The organism is Alistipes dispar (assembly GCF_006542685.1).
GTDB lineage: Bacteria > Bacteroidota > Bacteroidia > Bacteroidales > Rikenellaceae > Alistipes > Alistipes dispar.
On the sequence record NZ_AP019736.1, the window covers coordinates 2,147,951 to 2,168,936 of the forward strand.

Genomic DNA, 20,986 nt, shown 5'->3' on the forward strand with positions numbered 1-20,986 from the left:
TTATTGATAGAACATGGAAAATCTCAGAATCGCGGGCCCCGCATTGCCCGATATGCCGTGGGAGGATCGTCCCGCGGGTTCGAACGAGGTGCTCTGGCGTTACAGCGCGAACCCGATCATCGGGCGCCATGCGCTTTCGACCTCGAACAGTATTTTCAACTCGGCCGTCGTGCCGTTCAGAAACGGGAAGTACAACTACGCCGGTGTTTTCCGCTGCGACGACACGAACCGCCGCATGCGCATCCACGTCGGTTTCTCGGTGGACGGATTGAAGTGGGACATCGAGGAGGCCGACTTCCGGCTGGAGGGCGCCGACCCGGAGATCGGGGAGTGGGCCTACGGCTACGATCCGCGCGTGGCGAAGATCGACGACAAGTACTACGTGACGTGGTGCAACGGCTACCACGGCCCGACGATCGGCATCGCGTGGACCGAGGATTTCCGGACCTTCCACCAGTTGGAGAACGCCTTTCTGCCCTATAACCGCAACGGCGTGATGTTCCCCCGGAAGATCGGCGGCAAGTTCGCCATGCTCTCGCGTCCGAGCGACACGGGACATACGCCCTTCGGGGATATTTTCTACTCCGAGTCGCCCGACCTCTGCTATTGGGGGCGCCACCGGCACGTCATGTCGCCCGCGGCGTTCGAGGTGTCGGCCTGGCAGTGCATGAAGATCGGTGCGGGCCCCGTGCCCATCGAGACGAGCGAGGGGTGGCTGCTGTTCTACCACGGCGTGCTGCGCTCGTGCAACGGCTACGTCTATGCCTTCGGTTCAGCGCTGCTGGACCTGGAGGAACCCTGGAAGGTGACGGCCCGCAGCGGTCCGTATCTGATTTCGCCGCGCGAGCCGTACGAGTGCATGGGCGACGTGCCGAACGTGACGTTCCCCTGCGCTGCGCTGCACGACCCCGCGACGGGGCGCGTGGCGGTTTACTACGGCTGCGCCGACACGGTGACGGGCCTTGCGTTCGGATATATTCCGGAGATCGTCGAATTTACGAAGAAAAACTCGATCCTCTGATGCGACTGCGACGAACGCTTCCTGCTGCGGCGCTCGCCGCAGCCGTTTTCTGCGCGCCGCTGCGTGCGCAGGAGCCCGTCGATCGGGTCGATCCCTTCATCGGCACGACCAACTTCGGCACGACCAATCCCGGGGCCCTGTGCCCGAACGGCATGATGGCGGTGGTTCCGTTCAACGTGATGGGTTCGGACACGAACATCTACGACAAGGACGCCCGCTGGTGGTCGACTCCCTACGAGTACCATAACGAATTCTTCACGGGCTTCGCCCACGGGGCGCTGAGCGGCGTGGGATGTCCCGAGATGGGGTCGCTGCTGACGATGGCGACGACCGGGCCGCTGACGGTGGATTACAAGGAGTACGGCACGGCGTATGAAGATGAAACGGCCTCGCCGGGCTACTACGCCGTGACGCTGGACAAGTACGGCGTCCGGGCCGAAGCGACGGCCACGCCGCGCACTTCGGCCGAGCGCTACACGTTTCCCGCCGGGGAGGGGCACATTCTGCTGAATCTGGGCGAGGGCCTCACGAACGAGTCGGGCGCTACGGTGCGCCGCGTGAGCGCCACGGAGATCGAGGGCATGAAACTGCTGGGGACGTTCTGCTACAACCCGCAGAAGGTGTTTCCGGTGTATTTCGTGCTGCGCGTGACGAAAACCCCGTCGTCGTCGGGCTACTGGAAGAAGCAGCGTCCGATGACGGGCGTCGAGGCGGAGTGGACCCCCGACAACGGCAAATACAAGCTCTACACGGAGTACGGCCGCGAACTGGCGGGCGACGACGTGGGCTACTGGTTCACGTTCGACGATCTCCGGGAGGGCGAACAGATCGAGGTGCGCATGGGCATTTCCTATGTGAGCACGGAGAACGCCCGCCGGAACCTCGACGCCGAACAGCCCGCCGGAACGTCGTTCGACGCGATCCGCGGGGCGGCCCGCACGCGGTGGAACGACGACCTTTCGCGCATCCGCGTCGAGGGCGGCACGGCGGAGCAGCAGACCGTGTTCTATACGGCGCTGTACCATGCGCTGATCCACCCGAATCTCGTGAACGACGTGAACGGCGAGTATCCGGTCATGGAGCGTTCCGGCGAGACGGGCGTCTCGGAGCACGACCGTTACACGGTCTTCTCGCTGTGGGACACCTACCGCAACGTGCACCAGTTGCTGACGCTGGTCTATCCCGAGCGGCAACTGGACATGGTGCGTTCGATGATCGGCATGTACGAGGAGTGGGGGTGGATGCCCAAGTGGGAGCTGTACGGCCGCGAGACCTTCACGATGGAAGGCGACCCGGCCATTCCGGTCATCGTCGATACGTGGATGAAGGGGCTGCGCGACTTCGACGTCGCGACGGCCTACGAGGCGTTCCTCAAGTCGGCCACGACGCCCGGAGCGCAGAACCGGCTGCGGCCGGACATCGACCCCTATGTCGAGCGGGGCTACATTCCGCTGGGTTTCTACGCCAAGGACCTCGCGGGCGATACCTCCGTGTCGCACGCGTTGGAGTACTACGTCGCCGACCATGCGCTGTCGCTGCTGGCCGACTCGCTCGGACACGGGGACGACGCGCGTCTGTTCCGCGACCGTTCGCTGGGGTACAGACACTACTACGACAAGGAGTTCGGAACGCTGCGGCCGATCAACGACGACGGGACGTTCCTCGAGCCCTTCGACCCGAAGGCGGGCGAGAACTTCACGGCCGCGCCGGGATTCCACGAGGGGTCGGCCTGGAACTACACCTTCTTCGTGCCGCACGACGTGGAGGGGCTGGCGAAACTCATGGGAGGCCGGCGGAAGTTCGTCGATAAGCTCCAAATGGTCTTCGACGAGGGGCTGTACGACCCGGCGAACGAACCCGACATCGCCTACGCCTACCTCTTCAGCCGCTTTCCGGGCGAGGAGTGGCGCACGCAGCGCGAGGTGCGCCGCTTGCTGGCCAAATACTTCACCACCGCACCCGACGGCATTCCCGGCAACGACGACACGGGTACGATGTCGGCCTGGGCCGTCTTCTCGATGATGGGATTCTATCCGGACTGCCCGGGCGAGCCGTACTATACGCTGACGGCCCCCGTGTTCGACCGCGTGGAGATCGCGACGGAGCGGGGCCCGCTGGTGATCGAGGCCGAGCGGCCGGCGGCCGGCGCCGGTTACATCGGCCGCATGACGCTCGGCGGCAAACCGCTCGGCAAGTACCGCCTCTCGCACGACGAACTGCTCGGGGGCGGACGACTGAAATTCGAATTGAAAAACGACAAATAACGCTTGACTATGAAACGGACATACAGCTTTTTGCCGGCGGCGGCCCTGCTTCTCGCGGCGGCCTGCTCGCCTTCGCAGCCCGCTGCGGAGAGCGATTTCACCCGCTTCGTGGACCCGAAGATCGGCACGGGCGGCCACGGCCACGTCTTCGTCGGGGCGAACGTGCCGTTCGGCATGGTGCAGGTCGGCCCCACGAGCATTCCGCAGGAGTGGGACTGGGTTTCGGGATACCACCGGTCGGATTCGACGGTGATCGGCTTCTCGCACACGCACCTCTCGGGCACGGGGATCGGCGACCTGTTCGACGTCACGGTGATGCCCGTCGTGGGCGAGGTGACCTATGCCCGCGGCACGGAGGACGATCCGTCGTCGGGACTCTGGTCCTATGCCGACCGCACGCGGGAGATCGCCCGGCCGGGCTACTACTCGGTTCCGCTGACGCGCTACGGCATCACGGCCGAAATGACGGCCACGCCCCGCGTGGGACTGCACCGCTACACCTTCCCGGCGTCGGATGCCGCGGCCGTGGTCTTCGACCTGGAGAACGGCGGCTGCTGGGACAAGGCGACCGATACGGGCTTCCGCTTCTCGGACGACAGCACGCGCATCAGCGGATGGCGCTACTCGACGGGCTGGGCGAAGGACCAGAAGGTGTACTTCGTGGCCGAGTTCTCGAAACCCGCCAGGGGAATCGCCTACCTGCATCCGGGCGAGATGGACGATTCCAAGATGCCCCGGATCGCGGCCCGCTATGCGCGCGTGGATTTCGACACGGAGGAGGGCGAGCAACTGCTCGTGAAGGTGGCCCTGTCGCCCGTGAGCGTCGAGGGCGCCGAGGCGAACCTCGCCGCGGAGCTCCCCGGATGGGATTTCGAGGCGACCGCGGCGGCGGCCGACAAGGCGTGGAACGACGAGTTGTCGAAGGTGAAGATCACGACGGAGGACGAGACGGCGAAGCGGATTTTCTACACGGGGCTGTATCACACGATGGTGGCGCCCTCCGTGTTCTGCGACGTGAACGGCGATTACCGCGGGTCGGATTATGAAATCCACCGTGCGCCCGGCTTCACGAACTACACGACCTTCTCGCTGTGGGATACCTACCGCGCCGCGATGCCGCTGATGACGATCCTGCATCCGGAGCGGATGCCCGACATCGTGCAGACGATGCTGCATATCGCCGACGAGCAGGGGCGCCTGCCGGTATGGCATCTGTGGGGCAACGAGACCGACTGCATGGTGGGCAACCCGGGTATTCCCGTCGTGGCGGACGCCATCGTGAAGGGCATCGAAGGATTCGACCGCGAAAAGGCTTTCGAGGCGATCCGGAAAACGGCGATGGATCCCGGCCGCGGCAACGGCCTCAGAATGGAGCACGGCTACATCCCGTGCGACCTGTTCAACGAGGCGGTGGCCTACGACATGGAGTACGCCCTGGCCGACGGCGCCGCGGCGCGTGCCGCCGAAGCGCTGGACCGGACGGAGGACGCGAAATACTTCACGGAACGCAGCCATAGCTACCGCAATTACTTCGATCCGGCGACGCGCTTCATGCGCGGCCGCGATTCGAAGGGAGACTGGCGCACGCCGTTCAACCCCTTCGCCTCGACGCACCGCGCCGACGACTACTGCGAGGGCAACGCCTGGCAGTACACATGGCTGGCGCCGCACGACGTCGAGGGACTCGTCGGATGCTTCGGCGGCCGCGAGGAGATGCTCGGAAAGCTCGATTCGCTCTTCACGGTAAGTTCCGTCGTCGAGGGCGCCGAGACCTCGCCCGACATCTCGGGCCTCATCGGCCAGTACGCCCACGGCAACGAGCCGAGCCACCACGTGCTCTACCTCTATACGATGCTGGGGCAGCCGTGGAAGACGGCCGACAAGGTGCGCGAGGTGCTCACGACGCTCTACCACGCCGAGCCGGACGGACTGTCGGGCAACGAGGACGTGGGGCAGATGTCGGCATGGTACGTCCTCTCGTCGCTGGGCATGTACGAGGTCGAACCCGCCGGCGGACGCTACTGGTTCGGCATCCCGCTCTTCGACCGGGCCGAAGTGAAGGTCCCGGGCGGGGTGTTCGTCGTCGCGGCGAAGAACAACACGCCGGAGAACCGCTACGTGCAGCGCATCACGCTCGACGGCAAACCCTATGACAAGCCCTATATCACGCACGGGGAGGTGATGCGGGGCGGCGTGCTCGAGTTCGAAATGGGACCCGAGCCGGCGCTCTGGTACGACGCCCCGGCTACCGGAAAATAACCCTTAAAACGATTGACCGACATGAAAAGACTCGCAACGGCGGCCGCCCTGGCTTTTCTCTCGTCCGCATGCGCCACGACGGCGCAGCCGGACGAAAAGCTGCTGCCGCCCGTGGATTACGTGACGACGCTGATGGGCACGCAGTCCGACTATTCGCTCTCGACGGGCAACACCTATCCGGCCATTGCGCTGCCGTGGGGCATGAACTTCTGGACGCCCCAGACGGGCAGGATGGGCGACGGCTGGACCTATACCTACGGCGCCCACACGATCCGCGGCTTCAAGCAGACGCATCAGCCCTCGCCGTGGATCAACGATTACGGACAGTTCTCGCTGATGCCCGTGCGCGGCAGGGACAAACTCGACGAGGAGTCGCGGCAGAGTTGGTTCTCGCATCAGTCCGAGACGGCCAAACCCTACTACTATTCGGTCTATCTGGCCGACCACGACGTCAAGGCCGAGATCGCACCGACCGACCGCGCGGCCGTCATGCGCTTCACCTTCCCCGAATCGGACGAGAGCGGGGTGGTGATCGACGCCTTCGACCGCGGGTCGCGGATCGGCATGGCGGACGACCGCACGATCGTCGGCTACACCTCGCGCAACAGCGGCGGCGTGCCGGACAACTTCAGGAACTGGTTCGTCGTGCGCTTCGACACGCCGTTCACGGCCGTGGAGCTAACCGACCGGCCGGGACGTTACGAGCCGGGGCGGAACATGCTCTGTCCCGACGGCAGCAAGTCGGTCGAGGGCGAGCACGCCGTGGCGAAGGTGCACTTCTCGACCGCGCGCGGACAGCAGATCACGGCGCGCGTCGCCTCGTCGTTCATTTCCGAGGAGCAGGCTTTCCAGAACCTCCGGGAGCTGGGCGAGGGCGGTTTCGATTCGGTGCGGATGCGTGCCGAAGCGCGCTGGAACGAGGTGCTCGGCGCCATCGAGGTCTCGGGCGGCACGCTCGACCAGTACCGCACCTTCTATTCGTGCCTCTACCGTTCGGTGCTCTTCCCGCGCAAGTTCTACGAGGTGACCGCCTCGGGCGAGATCGTGCATTACAGTCCCTACAACGGCGAGGTGCTGCCCGGCTACATGTATACCGACACGGGCTTCTGGGACACGTTCCGCGCGCTGTTCCCGCTGCTGAACCTGGTCTATCCCTCGGTGAACGCCGAGATCCAGGCCGGACTGGCGAACGCCTGGCGCGAGAGCGGCTTCCTGCCCGAATGGGCGTCGCCGGGCCACCGCGGCTGCATGGTGGGCAACAACTCGGCGTCGGTGGTCTCCGACGCCATCCTGAAGGGCATCACACCGGAGGAGGATGTCGCCGCGCTCTACGAGGCGATGCTCTCGGGGCGCGAGAAGGTGCACCCCGAGGTGAGTTCGACGGGCCGGCTGGGCCACGAGTATTACAACACGCTGGGGTATGTGCCCTACGACGTGAAGATCAACGAGAACGTGGCCCGCACGCTCGAATACGCCTACGACGACTGGTGCATCGCGCAGGTGGCCGCCAAACTCGGACGCAGCGAGGATGCCGCGAAGCTGGAGAAGGCGGCGCAGAACTACCGCAATGTCTTCGATCCCGGGACGAAACTCATGCGCGGCCGCAATGCCGACGGGACGTTCCAGTCGCCGTTCAGCCCCTACAAGTGGGGCGACGCCTTCACCGAGGGCAACTCGTGGCACTACACCTGGTCGGTGTTCCACGACGTCGAGGGGCTCGCCGGGCTGATGGGCGGCGGGAAGGAGTTCTCGAAGATGTTGGATTCGGTGTTCGTCGTGCCGCCGATCTACGACGACAGCTACTACGGCGTGCGCATCCACGAGATCACGGAGATGCAGGTGGCCAACATGGGCAACTACGCCCACGGCAACCAGCCTGCGCAGCACATGATCTATCTTTATGACTACGCCGGCGAACCGTGGAAGGCGCAGTGGTGGGCGCGCGAGGTGATGGACCGTCTCTATGCGGCCCGTCCCGACGGCTATTGCGGCGACGAGGACAACGGCCAGACCTCGGCGTGGTACGTCTTCTCGGCGCTCGGGTTCTATCCCGTCTGTCCCGGTTCGGGCGAGTACGCGATCGGTTCGCCGCTGTTCCGCAAGGCGACGATCCGCCGCGACACCGGCGCCGAGATCGTGATCGAGGCTCCCGCCAACGGACCGCAGATGCGCTATATCGGCGGCGTGACGCTCGACGGCGAGCCGTGGACGCGCAACTACCTGCCGTGGTCGGACCTGGCCGACGGCGCCGTGGTGCGCTTCGCGATGCAGGCCGAACCCAACACCGGGCGCGGCACGCAGCCCGACGATGCGCCTTACTCGTACAGTCGCCGCCAATGTCGATAAATTGTCGATAGAATCTGCCCGGGAATTTTGAAAATCTGCCGGAAAGCGTTACTTTTGTCACGTTATTCCGAATACGGACGAACTCCCGGTCAGCGATGATTTCTGTCGAACATACGGATCAGCGTGAACGCAAGAGAGAGCAGTGCCTCGCCGCCGCTTTCTATTCGGCGTCCCGCGGGTCGCAGAAGCGTTGCGGGTGCTCCCGCGACGGCCGGACGGTCGCCTGTGGAGTACTCGGATAGATACCGGACCGCCATGACATACCCTGTCGTGGCGGTTCGTCTTTTTCGTCGGACAACTTTTAAACGGATCGAAAGGATATGAAGGTCGGAGTGATAATGGGCTCGGTGAGCGATTACGAGGTGATGGCCGATGCCGTCGCCACGCTCGAGGCATTCGGCGTGGAGTTCGAGAAACGGGTGGTCAGCGCCCACCGGACACCCGATCTGCTGTGCGAATACGCCAAGACGGCGCGCAGCCGCGGCATCGGGGTCATCATCGCCGGCGCGGGCGGTGCGGCGCACCTTCCGGGCATGGTGGCGTCGATGACGACGCTGCCCGTAGTGGGCGTGCCCGTGAAGTCGCGGGCGCTCAACGGGCTGGACTCGCTGCTGTCGATCGTGCAGATGCCCGCCGGCGTGCCGGTGGCCACGACGGCGATCAACGGGGCGAAGAACGCCGCCCTGATCGCCGTATCGATCCTCGCCCTGGGGGATCCGGAGCTGGCGGCACGGCTCGAGGCCTTCCGGACCCGTCAGACGGCCGACGTGCTGAAAGCCGAAATATAGGAAGGATTTGCGACGGACCGCGGTCCGCGGACCGGCCGGCCGAAAGTCGGAGAAGAGCATGAACGAGAGAAAAACGATAGGAATAATAGGAGGCGGCCAACTGGGGCTGATGATCGCCGAGGCGGCGCGTCCGATGGGGATTCGTACGGTGTGCCTCGATCCGGCGCCGGACGCTCCGGCGGGCGCCGTGTGCGACGAACACATCGTCGGCCGGTTCGACGACGCGGCGGCCGTCGAGGAGCTGTGCCGCCGCAGCGATGCGGTGACCTACGAGTTCGAGAATGTCCCGGGGGAGATTCTGATTCCGCTGTGCGGGAAGTACAACATCCCGCAGGGCTACAAACCCCTCTACGACTCGCAGGACCGCCTGCGCGAGAAGACCAACGCCCGGGAGCACGGACTGACGACGCCGCGCTTCGCCGCCGTGGACGACGAGCGGTCGCTGCGGGACGCCGTGGACGAGATCGGGCTGCCCGCCGTGCTGAAGACCCGCACGCTCGGTTACGACGGCCACGGACAGTTGGTGCTGCGCACGGAGGCCGATCTGGAACGGGCGCTGCCGCTGCTCTCCGTGCCGTGCATTCTTGAGGAGTTCGTCCCGTTCGACTTCGAGGCGAGCATCGTGATGGTCGCCGACCGCGAACGGGTCGTGAGCTTCCCCGTGGGGCGCAACGTCCACCGCGACGGCATCCTGGACCTTTCGATCGTCCCGGCCGGGGACGGCGCGGAGGTCGCGGAGCGCATGAGGCGCGAAAGCGAGCGGTTCATGCGCGAATGCGGTTACGAGGGGATTCTGGCCATCGAGTATTTCGTCCGCGGCGGCGATATCTACTTCAACGAGATGGCGCCGCGGCCCCACAATTCGGGACACTACACGATCGAGGGAGCCACGACGAGCCAGTTCCGCGAGCTGGTGCGCTACCTCGCGGGGATGCCGCTCGAAGAGCCGCGACTGGTGGCTCCCACGGTGATGAAGAACATCCTGGGACAGGACCTCGAAACGGCCGAACGCATCGCCGCCGAGGGCCATGAGGGTGTCCATGTCCACCTTTACGGCAAAACCGAAAGCCGCCCCAAGCGCAAGATGGGCCACATCACCTTCGTCGGTATGACCGCCGGGGAGTACGAACGCCGCTGGGCCGCGCGTTTCGTGTAGGCGCCGGACCGGATTGCAGAATACAGTGAGAACGCTATTTGAGAAATATGAACCATACGACCGATTACCGCATTTTCGTTGAGAAACTTCCCCGCTTCCGCGTCGAGGCCGAGAGCCTGCGCCGCGAGCTGAACACGAACCTGAACCTCGCGCTGGGCGAGCTGCGCCTGCTGAACGTCTATGACCTGTTCGGCTTTTCGGAGGAGCTGCTGGAGAAGACCCGCTACACGGTCTTCGGCGAGGTGGTGACCGATTCGGTGACCGACTCGTGCGACCTCGGGGGACGCAAATATATCGCCGTGGAGTGTCTTCCCGGCCAGTTCGACCAGCGCGCCGCCTCGGCGGTGGACTGCGTGCGGCTGATCGACCCTGCGGCCGACGTGCGTATCCGCTCGTCGAAGCTGCTCCTTTTCGAGGACGGAACCACCGACGAGGAGCTGGAGAAGATCCGCCGCTACTATATCAACGCCGTCGAGTCGCGCGAGAAGGACCTCTCGGTGCTCAGCGACATGGAACAGGCCGAGGTGCGCCCCGTGGAGGTGCTCGACGGGTTCACGCGCATGGGGGAGGCGGAGCTGGAGGGCTTCTGCCGCGAGAAGGGGCTGGCGATGAATGCCGACGACCTGCGCGAGGTGGTGAAGTACTTCCGTACGGAAGGCCGCGATCCCTATGAGACCGAGCTGCGGATTCTGGACACCTATTGGAGCGACCACTGCCGTCATACGACCTTTACGACCGAGCTGGAGGGCATCTCCGTCGAGGAGTCCTTCGTGCGGGAGGAGATCGAGGATTCGCTGGCGCTGTACCTGCGCATCCGCCGCGAGCTGGGGCGCGAGCACAAGAGCGTCTGCCTGATGGACATCGCCACGATCGGCGCGCGCTACCTGCGCAAGCGGGGGCTGCTGGACGATCTGGAGGTCTCGGAGGAGAACAACGCCTGCTCGATCTACGTCGATGTGGACGTGGACGGGCGGACCGAGAAGTGGCTCCTGCAATTCAAGAACGAAACGCACAACCATCCCACCGAAATCGAACCGTTCGGCGGAGCTTCGACCTGTCTGGGCGGCGCCATCCGCGACCCGCTGTCGGGCCGCAGCTACGTTTACCAGGCCATGCGCGTGACGGGAGCCGGCAATATCTACCAGAAGGTGGGCGATACGCTTCCGGGCAAACTCCCGCAGAGCGTCATCTCGAAGAAGGCCGCGGCCGGCTATTCGAGCTACGGCAACCAGATCGGTCTGGCGACGACCCATGTGCGCGAGATTTACCACCCGGACTATGTGGCCAAGCGCCTCGAGGTCGGGGCCGTGGTGGGAGCCGTGAAGGCCGGGAACGTCCGCCGCGAGCGGCCGGAGGCCGGGGACGTGATCGTCATGCTCGGCGGCCGCACGGGCCGCGACGGCATCGGCGGGGCGACGGGTTCTTCGAAGGAGCACGACGCCAGGTCGCTCGAGACGTGCGGCAGCGAGGTGCAGAAGGGCAACGCCCCCGAGGAGCGCAAGCTCGAACGCCTGTTCCGGCGTCCGGAGGTGACGCGCCTGATCAAGAAGTCGAACGACTTCGGTGCGGGCGGCGTGAGTGTGGCCATCGGCGAGCTGGCCGACGGACTGGACATCTACCTCGACCGCGTGAAGACCAAGTACAGCGGCCTGAATTCCACGGAGCTGGCCATCAGCGAGTCGCAGGAGCGCATGGCCGTGGTGATCGAGGCGAAGGACGTCGAAGAGTTCATGCGCTACTGCCGCGAGGAGAACATCGAGGCGGTGCATGTGGCCGACGTGACCGCGACGGCGCGGATGCGCATGTTCAACGGCGACCGCAAGGTGGTGGACCTGAGCCGCGAATTCATCGACAGCGCCGGCGCGAAGCACTACGCCGAGGCGAAGATCGCCGCGGTGGAGGACTGCGATCCCTTCGCGCGCGAGATCGCGGGCGGCACGCTCGCTGAGCGCTTCGCGAACAACCTCCGGGACGACAACGTGCTCTCGCAGCGGGGTCTGGTGGAGATGTTCGACTCGACGATCGGCCGTTCGACCGTGCTGATGCCCTTCGGCGGCCGCACGCAGCGCAGCGAGACGCAGGTCTCGGTGCAGAAACTCCCGACGGACGGCTACACCGACACGGCCAGCATCATGGCCTTCGGCTACAACCCGCGGATCGCATCGTGGAGCCCCTATCACGGCGCGGCCTATGCCGTCGTCGAGGCGGCGGCGAAGGTCGTGGCGGCGGGCGCGCGATACGACCGGATGCGCTACTCCTACCAGGAGTATTTCGAGCGCATGACCCACGACCCCGAGAGCTGGGGCAAACCGCTCGGCGCGCTGCTCGGTGCGCTGAAGATGCAGGTCGAGCTGGGACTGCCGTCGATCGGCGGCAAGGATTCGATGTCGGGAACCTTCCAGCAGATCAACGTGCCGCCGATGCTCATGGCTTTCGGCATCACGACGGTGAATGCCGGAAAGGTCGTATCGACCGATCTGAAGGGTCCGGGACACCGCATCTACCTCGTCCGGCACACCCCGAAGGAGAACCGGATGCCCGACACGGAGCAGCTCAGGCGCAACTTTACCTTCGTCGGCGACCAGACCGAGGCGGGGCGGATCCTCTCGGCATGGGCCGTGGGCTTCGGCGGCGTGGCCGAGGGTCTGGCGAAGATGGCCTTCGGCAACGGCATCGGCGTCGAGACGTCGATGGAGGAGGCGCGGCTCTACGAATACGCCTACGGGTCGATCCTCGTCGAATGCGAGGGGACGCTCGAATACCCCTTCGCCGAGCAGGTCGGCGTGACCGTGGCGGACGAGGCGCTGACGGTCGGCGGCGTACGGATGCCGCTCGAAGAACTGTACCGGGCCAATACCGAACGTTTCGCAACCGTCTATCCGGACAAGGGGATCAACTCGGCCGAGGTGATGACGGCCGCTCCGGCGACGGGCTGCGTCGCTTATCCGGGCGACGCGGTGGAGCACCCGCGGGTCTATATTCCCGTCTTCCCCGGCACGAACTGCGACTACGACACCGCCAAGGCGTTCCGCACGGCGGGCGCCGAGGTCTGCATGAGCGTGCTCTGCAACCTCGGGGGCGACGACATCCTGCGTTCGATCGCCGGGATGAAGGAGCATATCCGCCGGGCGCATATCTTCGTGCTGAGCGGCGGTTTCTCGGCGGGCGACGAGCCGGACGGAAGTGCGAAATTCATCGTGAATGTTCTGAATAACAAAGATATACGCGAGGAGATACATGTGCTGCTCGACCGCGGCGGCCTGATTCTCGGCATCTGCAACGGGTTTCAGGCCCTGGTCAAGTCGGGGCTTCTGCCCTACGGACGGCTGGGAATGGTGACGCGCGAATCGCCGACGCTCTTCCGCAACGACATCAACCGCCACATTTCGCAGATCGTCTCGACGCGCGTGGCCGCGACCGCCTCGCCGTGGCTCGCGGGATTCCGCCCGGGCGAGATCCACTCGATCGCCGTCAGTCACGGCGAGGGCAAATTCGTGGTGAGCGAGGAACTGGCCCGCGAACTCTTCGCCAACGGCCAGGTGGCTTTCCAGTACGTCGATGCCGCGGGACAGCCCACGGCCGAGGCGCCGTACAATCCCAACGGTTCGTCGTACGCCATCGAGGGCATCGTGTCGCCCGACGGCCGGATTCTCGGCAAGATGGGCCACACGGAGCGCTACGAGCCGAATCTTTTCCGCAACATCGCCGGCAACAAGCGGCAGTCGCTGTTCGAGAACGCCGTGGCCTACTTCCGGAAGACGGCTCCGGAGACGGCGCGGTAGGCGCGGGACTGCGGCCGGGGCGGCAGACAGGACACCGGAAAAGAGAAGAAGAAACAGATAAGATCATAGAACTTAAAAATTCACACACACCATGAAACAGCTCGAAATGCTCTACGAGGGCAAGGCAAAACAGGTTTTCCGTACGGACGATCCCGACAAGATCATCATTCATTACAAGGATGCCGCCACGGCGTTCAACAACGTGAAGAAGGCGACGATCGAGAACAAGGGCGTGCTGAACAACGCGATTTCGACCCTGATCTTCAAGGAGCTGCAAAAGGCCGGCGTGAAGACGCACTACATCGAGACGCTCAACGAGCGCGACCAGCTCTGCCGCCGTGTCGAGATCATTCCGCTCGAGGTGATCGTGCGCAACACGATCGCCGGGTCGATGGCCCAGCGCCTCGGGATCGAGGAGGGCACGCAGCCCGGGAACGTGATCTACGACATCTGCTACAAGAAGGACGAGCTGGGCGATCCGCTCATCAACGACCACCACGCCGTGGCGCTGGGCGCCGCGACCTACGGGGAGCTGGACGAGATCTATAAGATGACGGCCAAGATCAACGAGGTGCTCAAGGGGCTGTTCGCCAAAATGAACATCAAGCTCGTGGACTTCAAGATCGAGTTCGGCAGGACGTCGGACGGCGAGATCGTGCTCGCGGACGAGGTGTCGCCCGACACCTGCCGCCTGTGGGACGCCACGACCAACGAAAAACTCGACAAGGACCGTTTCCGCCGCGATCTGGGCAAGGTCCGCGAGGCATACGAGGAGATTCTGGCACGTCTGAAGAAAATCACGGCATAAGATGATGGAGTTGGTTCGTGACCGCGAGCTGCATGAGGAGTGCGGGGTGTTCGGCGTCTTCGGCGTGCCGAACGCCGCGTCGCTGACCTATTACGGTCTGCATGCGTTGCAGCACCGCGGACAGGAGGGGGCCGGAATCGTGTCGGCGGACGACGGCGTATTCCGCCGCATCAAGGGCGACGGACTGGTGACGGAGGTGTTCGACGAGGCGAAGCTCGCCACGCTGCGCGGCGACATGGCGATCGGCCATGTGCGCTATACGACGGCCGGAGGCGGCGGCGTCGAGAATATCCAGCCGTTCCTGTTCCGCCACAATACGGGCGATTTCGCGATGGCGCACAACGGCAATATCGTCAATTCGGCCCTGCTGCGCACCTACCTCGAAAACAAGGGCAGCCTGTTCCAGTCCACCTCCGACAGCGAGATTCTGGCCCACCTCATCAAGAAGGAGACCCGTTTCCGCGACCGGCCGCGCATCCATGCGATCGTCGATGCGCTGAACATGATCGAGGGCGCCTTCGCCTTCCTCATCATGACGGCCAACCGCATTTACGCCTGCCGCGACAAGTACGGCCTCCGGCCGCTGTCGATCGGCCGGCTGGGCGACGGCTGGGTCGTGTCGAGCGAGACGTGCGCCTTCGACGTGCTGGGCGCGGAGTTCGTGCGCGACGTCAATCCCGGCGAGATCGTGACGATCGACCGGCAGGGGTTGCGGAGCTGCGATTTCTCGATGTACAAGCGTTGCGAAATGTGCTCGATGGAGTATATCTACTTCGCCCGCCCGGACAGCGACATAGAGGGCTGCAACGTCCACGCCTTCCGCAAGGTGTCGGGCCGGCTGCTGTACGAGGAGTCGCCGGCCGACGCGGACATCGTGGTCGGCGTTCCGGATTCGAGCCTGAGCGCCGCGATGGGTTACGCCGAGGCGAGCGGCCTGCCCTACGAGATGGGGCTCATCAAGAACAAGTATATCGGCCGCACCTTCATCCAGCCTTCGCAGGAGCTGCGTGAGAAGGGCGTGCGGATGAAACTCTCGGCCGTGCGCACCATCGTCCGGGGCAAGCGCGTGGTGCTGGTGGACGATTCGATCGTGCGCGGCACGACCTCGCGGCGCATCGTCACGATGCTCAAGGAGGCCGGCGCCACCGAGGTCCACGTGCGTATCGCCTCGCCCCCGATGACGAACCCCTGTTTCTACGGCGTGGACACCTCGACCTACGACGAGCTGATTTCGGCGCACAAGGATCCGGCGGGCGTCTGCCGGGAGATCGGGGCCGACTCGCTCTGTTTCCTCTCGCCCGGGGCGCTGCTCAGGGCCGGCAACCGCAGGGAGCTCTGCATGGCCTGCTTCACGGGGCAGTACCCCACGGCGCTGTACCAGTCGCCCGACGAGGCGAACCGCGAGACCAAGTGAGCGGGCCGGGAGCGGCGGAGAACGGAAATACGGATTGCACCCGGTCCGGAGCGTGCGCCGCAGGGCGGTGCGCGGGAGACGGGGCGGATTAACACTGAAAAAGAGATATGGCACAAAGTTATGAAAAGGCCGGCGTGAACCTCGAAGCCGGGTATGAAGTGGTGCGGCGCATCAAGAAGCACGTGGCATCGACCTCGCGCCTGGGGGTGATGGGCAATATCGGCGCCTTCGGCGGCATGTTCGACCTTTCGGCGCTGCAGGTGAAGGAACCGGTGCTCGTGAGCGGCACGGACGGCGTGGGCACGAAGCTCAAGCTGGCCTTCGAGATGGACAAGCACGATACGATCGGTATCGACGCCGTGGCCATGTGCGTCAATGACGTGCTGGCGCAGGGGGCCGAGCCGCTCGTGTTCCTCGATTACGTGGCCGTGGGTCACAACGAACCCCAGAAGATAGAGGCCGTCGTGGCGGGCGTGGCCGAAGGCTGCCGCCAGGCGGGATGCGCGCTGGTGGGCGGCGAGACGGCCGAGATGCCGGGCATGTACGCCGAGGGCGAGTACGACATCGCCGGCTTCACGGTGGGTGTCGTGGAGAAATCGAAGCTCATCGACGGTTCGAAGGTCAAGGCGGGCGACGCGCTCGTGGGCATCGCTTCGAGCGGCGTGCATTCGAACGGATTCAGCCTCGTGCGCAAGATCCTTTCGGACAACGGCCTCGACCTGCACAAATCCTATCCCGAGCTGTCGAACAAGCTGCTGGGCGAGGTGCTGCTCACGCCGACGCGGATCTATGTCAAACAGGTGCTCGAGGTGATCCGCCGCTGCGACGTGCACGGCATCAGCCACATCACGGGCGGCGGTTTCGACGAGAACATCCCCCGCATCCTGCACGACGGGCAGGGGCTCGAGATCGAGGAGGGATCGTGGGAGATTCCGCCCGTGTTCCGTTTCCTCGAGAAGTACGGCCGGGTTCCCCACCGCGAGATGTTCAACATCTTCAACATGGGCGTCGGCATGGTCGTCGCGCTCGATGCCGCGGAGGCGCAGACGGCCGTGGAGATTCTCGCGGCGCAGGGCGAGCGGGCTTCGGTGATCGGCCGCGTGACCGCGACCGAAGGCGTCGTCATCCGGTAGTGCCATGCGGCGGCTTGCGGTATTCGCCAGCGGCAACGGGACGAACTTCGAGGCCATCGTCTCCGCCTGCGAGCGGGGAGAGTTGGCCGCCGGGGTCGTGCTGCTGGTCTGCGACCGCCCCGGGGCGCGGGTCGCGGAACGGGCCGCGGCGCACGGCGTCGAGGCGTTCGTCTTCTCTCCGAAGGAGTACGCCTCGAAGGCGGATTACGAGCGGGAGATCGTCCGCCGGCTCGATGCCGCGGGCGTGGAGCTGGTCTGTCTGGCGGGGTACATGCGCATTGCGGGCGAGACGCTGCTCGGAGCCTACGGCGGGCGGATCGTCAACATTCATCCCTCGCTGCTGCCCGCCTTCCGCGGGGCGCACGCCATCGAGCAGGCGCTGGAGTACGGCGTGAAGGTCTTCGGCGTGACGGTTCATTGGGTGGATGCCACGCTCGACGGCGGCCGCATCATCGCCCAGCGCGCCTTCGGGTACGAAGGCGGCGATGCGGCGGAACTGGAAGCGAAGATTCATGCGGTGGAATACCCGCTCTATATAGATACGATCCGAAAACTGCTGGAAGATGAGCGACTTGCAAAAAGAACTTGAACCGTTCCCCGACGAAGCGGGCCTGTCGTTCGTCGGCTCGGTCGATGACGGGGGATTTCCCCAGGTGAAGGCCATGCTCGCCCCGCGCGGGCGCGAGGGGCTCCGGGTGTTCCGGTTCTCGACGAACGCCTCGTCGATGCGTGTGGCGCAGTTCCGCCGCAACGGCGCGGCGTGTCTCTACTTCTGCGACCCGCGGACCTTCCGGGGGTTGCTGCTGACCGGTACGATGGAGGTGCTGGAGGATGCCGCGAGCCGGCGCCGCGTGTGGCGCGAGGGCGACGAGCGGTATTATCCCGGCGGCGTGGACGGTCCGGATTGCTGCGCGCTCCGGTTCACGGCCCGCACGGGACGGTATTACTGCGATTTTCATTCGGAAAATTTTGAAATAAAATAACGGAAACATGAGAGCATTGGTAAGTGTGAGCGACAAGACCGGCGTGGTGGATTTCGCGCGCGGGCTGCGGTCGCTGGGCTGGGAGGTGATCGCCACGGGCGGCACGATGAAACTGCTGCGCGAGAGCGGCGTCGAGGTGGTCAATATCAGCGACGTGACGGGATTTCCCGAAATCTGCGACGGACGCGTGAAGACCCTGCACCCGAAGGTGCACGGCGGGCTGCTGGCGCGCCGCGACGATCCGGAGCACCTGAAGGCCCTGAAGGAGAACGGCATCGGCTTCATCGACCTGGTGTGCGTGAACCTCTATCCCTTCCGGCAGACGATCGCCAAACCCGGCGTGAAGATGGAGGACGCCATCGAGAACATCGACATCGGCGGACCTTCGATGCTGCGTTCGGCGGCCAAGAACTGGGCCGACGTGACGGTGGTGTGCGATCCGGCGGACTACGGGCAGGTCCTCTCGGAGATCCGCGCCGGCGGCAATACCGAGAAGACAACGCGTCTGAAGCTCTCGGCCAAAGCCTACACCCATACGGCCGAGTACGACGCGATGATCGCCACGTACATGCGTGCGCAGGCGGGGCTCGACGAGAAGCTGTTCCTGGAATTCGACCTCGTGCAGCCGCTGCGTTACGGCGAGAACCCCCACCAGAGCGCGAAGTTCTACCGCGAGGGGAGCCGGACGCCCTATTCGCTGGCCTTCGCCCGGCAGCTCAACGGCAAGGAGCTGTCGTACAACAACATTCAGGACGCCAACGCCGCGCTCTGCATCGTGCGCGAGTTCGACGAGCCGTTCTGTGTGGGGCTGAAGCACATGAATCCCTGCGGTGCGGCCACGGGGCGCGACGTCGCGGAGGCGTGGACGAAGGCCTACGAAGCGGACAAGGTGTCGATCTTCGGCGGCATCGTGGCCACGAACCGCGAGGTGACGCGCGAGGCGGCCGAGCTGATGAAGCCGATCTTCCTGGAGATCGTCATGGCGCCGAAGTTCTCCGACGAAGCGCTGGAGGTGCTCCGCACGAAGAAGAACCTGCGTCTGCTGGAGGTCGATATGACCCGCGGCGAGGAGGCCCGGAAGCAGTACGTGAGCGTGAACGGCGGCCTGCTGGTGCAGGACCTCGACGCGGAGACCCGCCGCGTGGAGCCCTCGATGTGTGTGACGAAGGTCCGGCCGGCCGAGGCGCAGATGAAGGACCTCAATTTCGGCTGGCGGATCGTCAAGCACGTGAAGTCGAACGCGATCGTCGTGGTCCGCGACGGCCGGACGCTGGGCGTCGGCGCCGGACAGATGAACCGTATCGGTTCGGCCGAGATCGCTCTCAAACAGGCGCATGCCGCGGGCTTCACCGAGGGGCTCGTGCTGGCGTCGGACGGCTTCTTCCCCTTCGACGACTGCGTGGCGCTGGCCGCCGAATACGGCGTGACGGCCATCGTGCAGCCCGGAGGTTCGGTCCGCGACGAGGATTCGATCCGCAAGGCCGACGAGAAGGGAATCGCCATGTGCTTCACCGGGGAGCGTCACTTCAAGCACTGATGCGCGCCGGGCGGGGTCCGGCCGAAAGAGGGAGTATGAACGATTCCGCACCATCCCGGGAAGGGCGGTGCGGACGAGAAACGGAACGAATATGAAGATTCTTGTGATAGGTTCGGGCGGCCGCGAGCATGCCATCGTCGATGCGCTGACGCGTTCGCCTCAGGTGGAAAAGATCTGGTGCGCGCCGGGCAATGCGGGCATCGCCCGGCAGGCCGAGTGCGTGGCGATCCGGGAGACCGAGGTGGAGCGGCTGCGCGATTTCGCTGCGGAGAACGGCGTCGGGCTGACGGTCGTGGGACCCGAGGCGTCGCTGGCGGCGGGTGTCGTGGATTGTTTCAGGGCGGCGGGGCTGCGGATTTTCGGTCCGACGAAGGCCGCTGCGCGCATCGAGTCGTCGAAGGAGTTCGCCAAGGACCTGATGGCCCGCCACGGCATTCCGACGGCCGGTTACCGCACTTTCTCGGACTACGGCGAGGCGATGGCCTATGTCTCCTCCCGTCCGCTGCCCGCCGTGCTCAAGTACGACGGACTGGCCGCCGGCAAGGGCGTGGTGATTGCGCAGACGATGGAGGAGGCCGGGGCGGCGCTGCGGGACATGCTGCTCGACGACAAGTTCGGCAAGGGCCGCGTGGTCGTGGAGGATTACCTCGAAGGTCCCGAGTTCTCGCTGCTGTGCTTCGTCTCGGGCCGCCGCGTCTGGCCGATGGTTCTCTCGCAGGACCACAAGCGCGCCTACGACGGCGACAGGGGGCCGAACACGGGCGGCATGGGGGCCTATTCGCCGCTGCCGTTCATCACGGAGGAGGACGAACGGGAGGCCGTGGAGCGGATCATGCGCCCCGTGGCCGAGGCGATGGTTGCCGAAGGGGCTCCTTTCGAGGGAGTGCTCTACGGCGGACTGATGAAGACGGCCGGCGGCATCAAGGTGATCGAGTTCAACGCCCGCTTCGGGGACCCCGAGACGGAGGTCGTGCTGCCGCGGCTGAAAAGCGACATCGTGGATATCTTCTGCGCCGTGGCCGACGGACGCGATGCGCGGATCGAGTGGGACGACGTGCCGGCGCTGGGTATCGTGCTGGCGTCGAAAGGCTATCCCGGAAGCTATGAGAAGGGGTATGAAATCAGGGGGCTGGACCGGGTCGAAGGGACGGTTTATCACATGGGCACGAAGGCCGACGGCGACCGGATCGTGACGGCCGGCGGCCGGGTCCTGTTCGTCGTGGGACGCGGGGCGACGCTGGCCGAGGCGCGTGCCGCCGCGCTGCGCGATGTGGAGCGGATCGAATGCGACAACCTCTTCCACCGCACCGACATCGGCCATTGGGCGCTGGAGAACGAATGACGGGTGGGTACGCAGGGTTGCCGGAGCGGCCTGCGGGCCGGGATTCCGGAGCGGTTGCGGCGCACGGCGCGGACGGTCCGTTCGCAGACGATGCCGCTGCCGGCCGGAGGTTCGGTGCGGGCGTGATGCGGACCTGTCGGTACGTCGGAAGAC

14 protein-coding genes are annotated in these 20,986 nt (G+C 65.1%); all 14 read left to right on the top strand.

The window, feature by feature from the left end; genetic code table 11:
- The first annotated feature begins 13 nt into the window (after window positions 1-13).
- Entirely contained in the window at window positions 14-1,021 is a 1,008-nt protein-coding gene (locus FME97_RS09040) for a glycoside hydrolase family 130 protein (protein ID WP_141429156.1), read from the top strand.
- Window positions 1,021-3,285, top strand: a complete 2,265-nt coding sequence (locus FME97_RS09045; protein ID WP_141429158.1) for a GH92 family glycosyl hydrolase — start codon at window positions 1,021-1,023, stop codon at window positions 3,283-3,285. Before FME97_RS09040 ends, FME97_RS09045 begins: the two co-directional genes overlap by 1 nt.
- 9 nt (window positions 3,286-3,294) lie before the next feature.
- Window positions 3,295-5,544, top strand: a complete 2,250-nt coding sequence (locus tag FME97_RS09050) for a GH92 family glycosyl hydrolase (RefSeq protein ID WP_141429160.1) — start codon at window positions 3,295-3,297, stop codon at window positions 5,542-5,544.
- Window positions 5,545-5,565: 21 nt separating this feature from the next.
- Window positions 5,566-7,890, top strand: coding sequence for a GH92 family glycosyl hydrolase (locus FME97_RS09055; protein ID WP_141429162.1), 2,325 nt, complete (start codon window positions 5,566-5,568; stop codon window positions 7,888-7,890).
- Between the two features lie 320 nt (window positions 7,891-8,210).
- Window positions 8,211-8,678, top strand: coding sequence for a 5-(carboxyamino)imidazole ribonucleotide mutase (purE, locus tag FME97_RS09060; RefSeq protein ID WP_141429164.1), 468 nt, complete (start codon window positions 8,211-8,213; stop codon window positions 8,676-8,678).
- Window positions 8,679-8,685: 7 nt separating this feature from the next.
- On the top strand, window positions 8,686-9,834 hold the full coding sequence (gene purK, locus FME97_RS09065; protein WP_394344252.1) for a 5-(carboxyamino)imidazole ribonucleotide synthase: 1,149 nt from the start codon (window positions 8,686-8,688) through the stop codon (window positions 9,832-9,834).
- A 47-nt stretch (window positions 9,835-9,881) separates the two neighbouring features.
- Complete coding sequence (locus FME97_RS09070) at window positions 9,882-13,616, top strand: phosphoribosylformylglycinamidine synthase (RefSeq protein WP_141429167.1); 3,735 nt, start codon at window positions 9,882-9,884, stop codon at window positions 13,614-13,616.
- Window positions 13,617-13,707: 91 nt separating this feature from the next.
- On the top strand, window positions 13,708-14,424 hold the full coding sequence (gene purC, locus FME97_RS09075; RefSeq protein WP_141429169.1) for a phosphoribosylaminoimidazolesuccinocarboxamide synthase: 717 nt from the start codon (window positions 13,708-13,710) through the stop codon (window positions 14,422-14,424).
- A gap of 1 nt (window position 14,425) precedes the next feature.
- The gene (gene purF / locus FME97_RS09080; protein ID WP_141429171.1) at window positions 14,426-15,838 is read left to right on the top strand and encodes an amidophosphoribosyltransferase; all 1,413 of its coding nucleotides are present in this window, start codon (window positions 14,426-14,428) and stop codon (window positions 15,836-15,838) included.
- A gap of 107 nt (window positions 15,839-15,945) precedes the next feature.
- Window positions 15,946-16,971, top strand: coding sequence for a phosphoribosylformylglycinamidine cyclo-ligase (purM, locus tag FME97_RS09085; RefSeq protein WP_141429172.1), 1,026 nt, complete (start codon window positions 15,946-15,948; stop codon window positions 16,969-16,971).
- A gap of 4 nt (window positions 16,972-16,975) precedes the next feature.
- Window positions 16,976-17,560 (top strand): phosphoribosylglycinamide formyltransferase, encoded by a 585-nt coding sequence (gene purN, locus FME97_RS09090; protein ID WP_141429174.1) that lies wholly within the window; start codon window positions 16,976-16,978, stop codon window positions 17,558-17,560.
- Window positions 17,535-17,954, top strand: a complete 420-nt coding sequence (locus FME97_RS09095; protein WP_141429176.1) for a pyridoxamine 5'-phosphate oxidase family protein — start codon at window positions 17,535-17,537, stop codon at window positions 17,952-17,954. Before purN ends, FME97_RS09095 begins: the two co-directional genes overlap by 26 nt.
- Window positions 17,955-17,961: 7 nt before the next feature.
- On the top strand, window positions 17,962-19,491 hold the full coding sequence (gene purH, locus FME97_RS09100; protein WP_141429178.1) for a bifunctional phosphoribosylaminoimidazolecarboxamide formyltransferase/IMP cyclohydrolase: 1,530 nt from the start codon (window positions 17,962-17,964) through the stop codon (window positions 19,489-19,491).
- 91 nt (window positions 19,492-19,582) lie between these two features.
- On the top strand, window positions 19,583-20,833 hold the full coding sequence (gene purD, locus FME97_RS09105) for a phosphoribosylamine--glycine ligase (RefSeq protein WP_141429180.1): 1,251 nt from the start codon (window positions 19,583-19,585) through the stop codon (window positions 20,831-20,833).
- The last annotated feature ends 153 nt before the right edge of the window (window positions 20,834-20,986 follow it).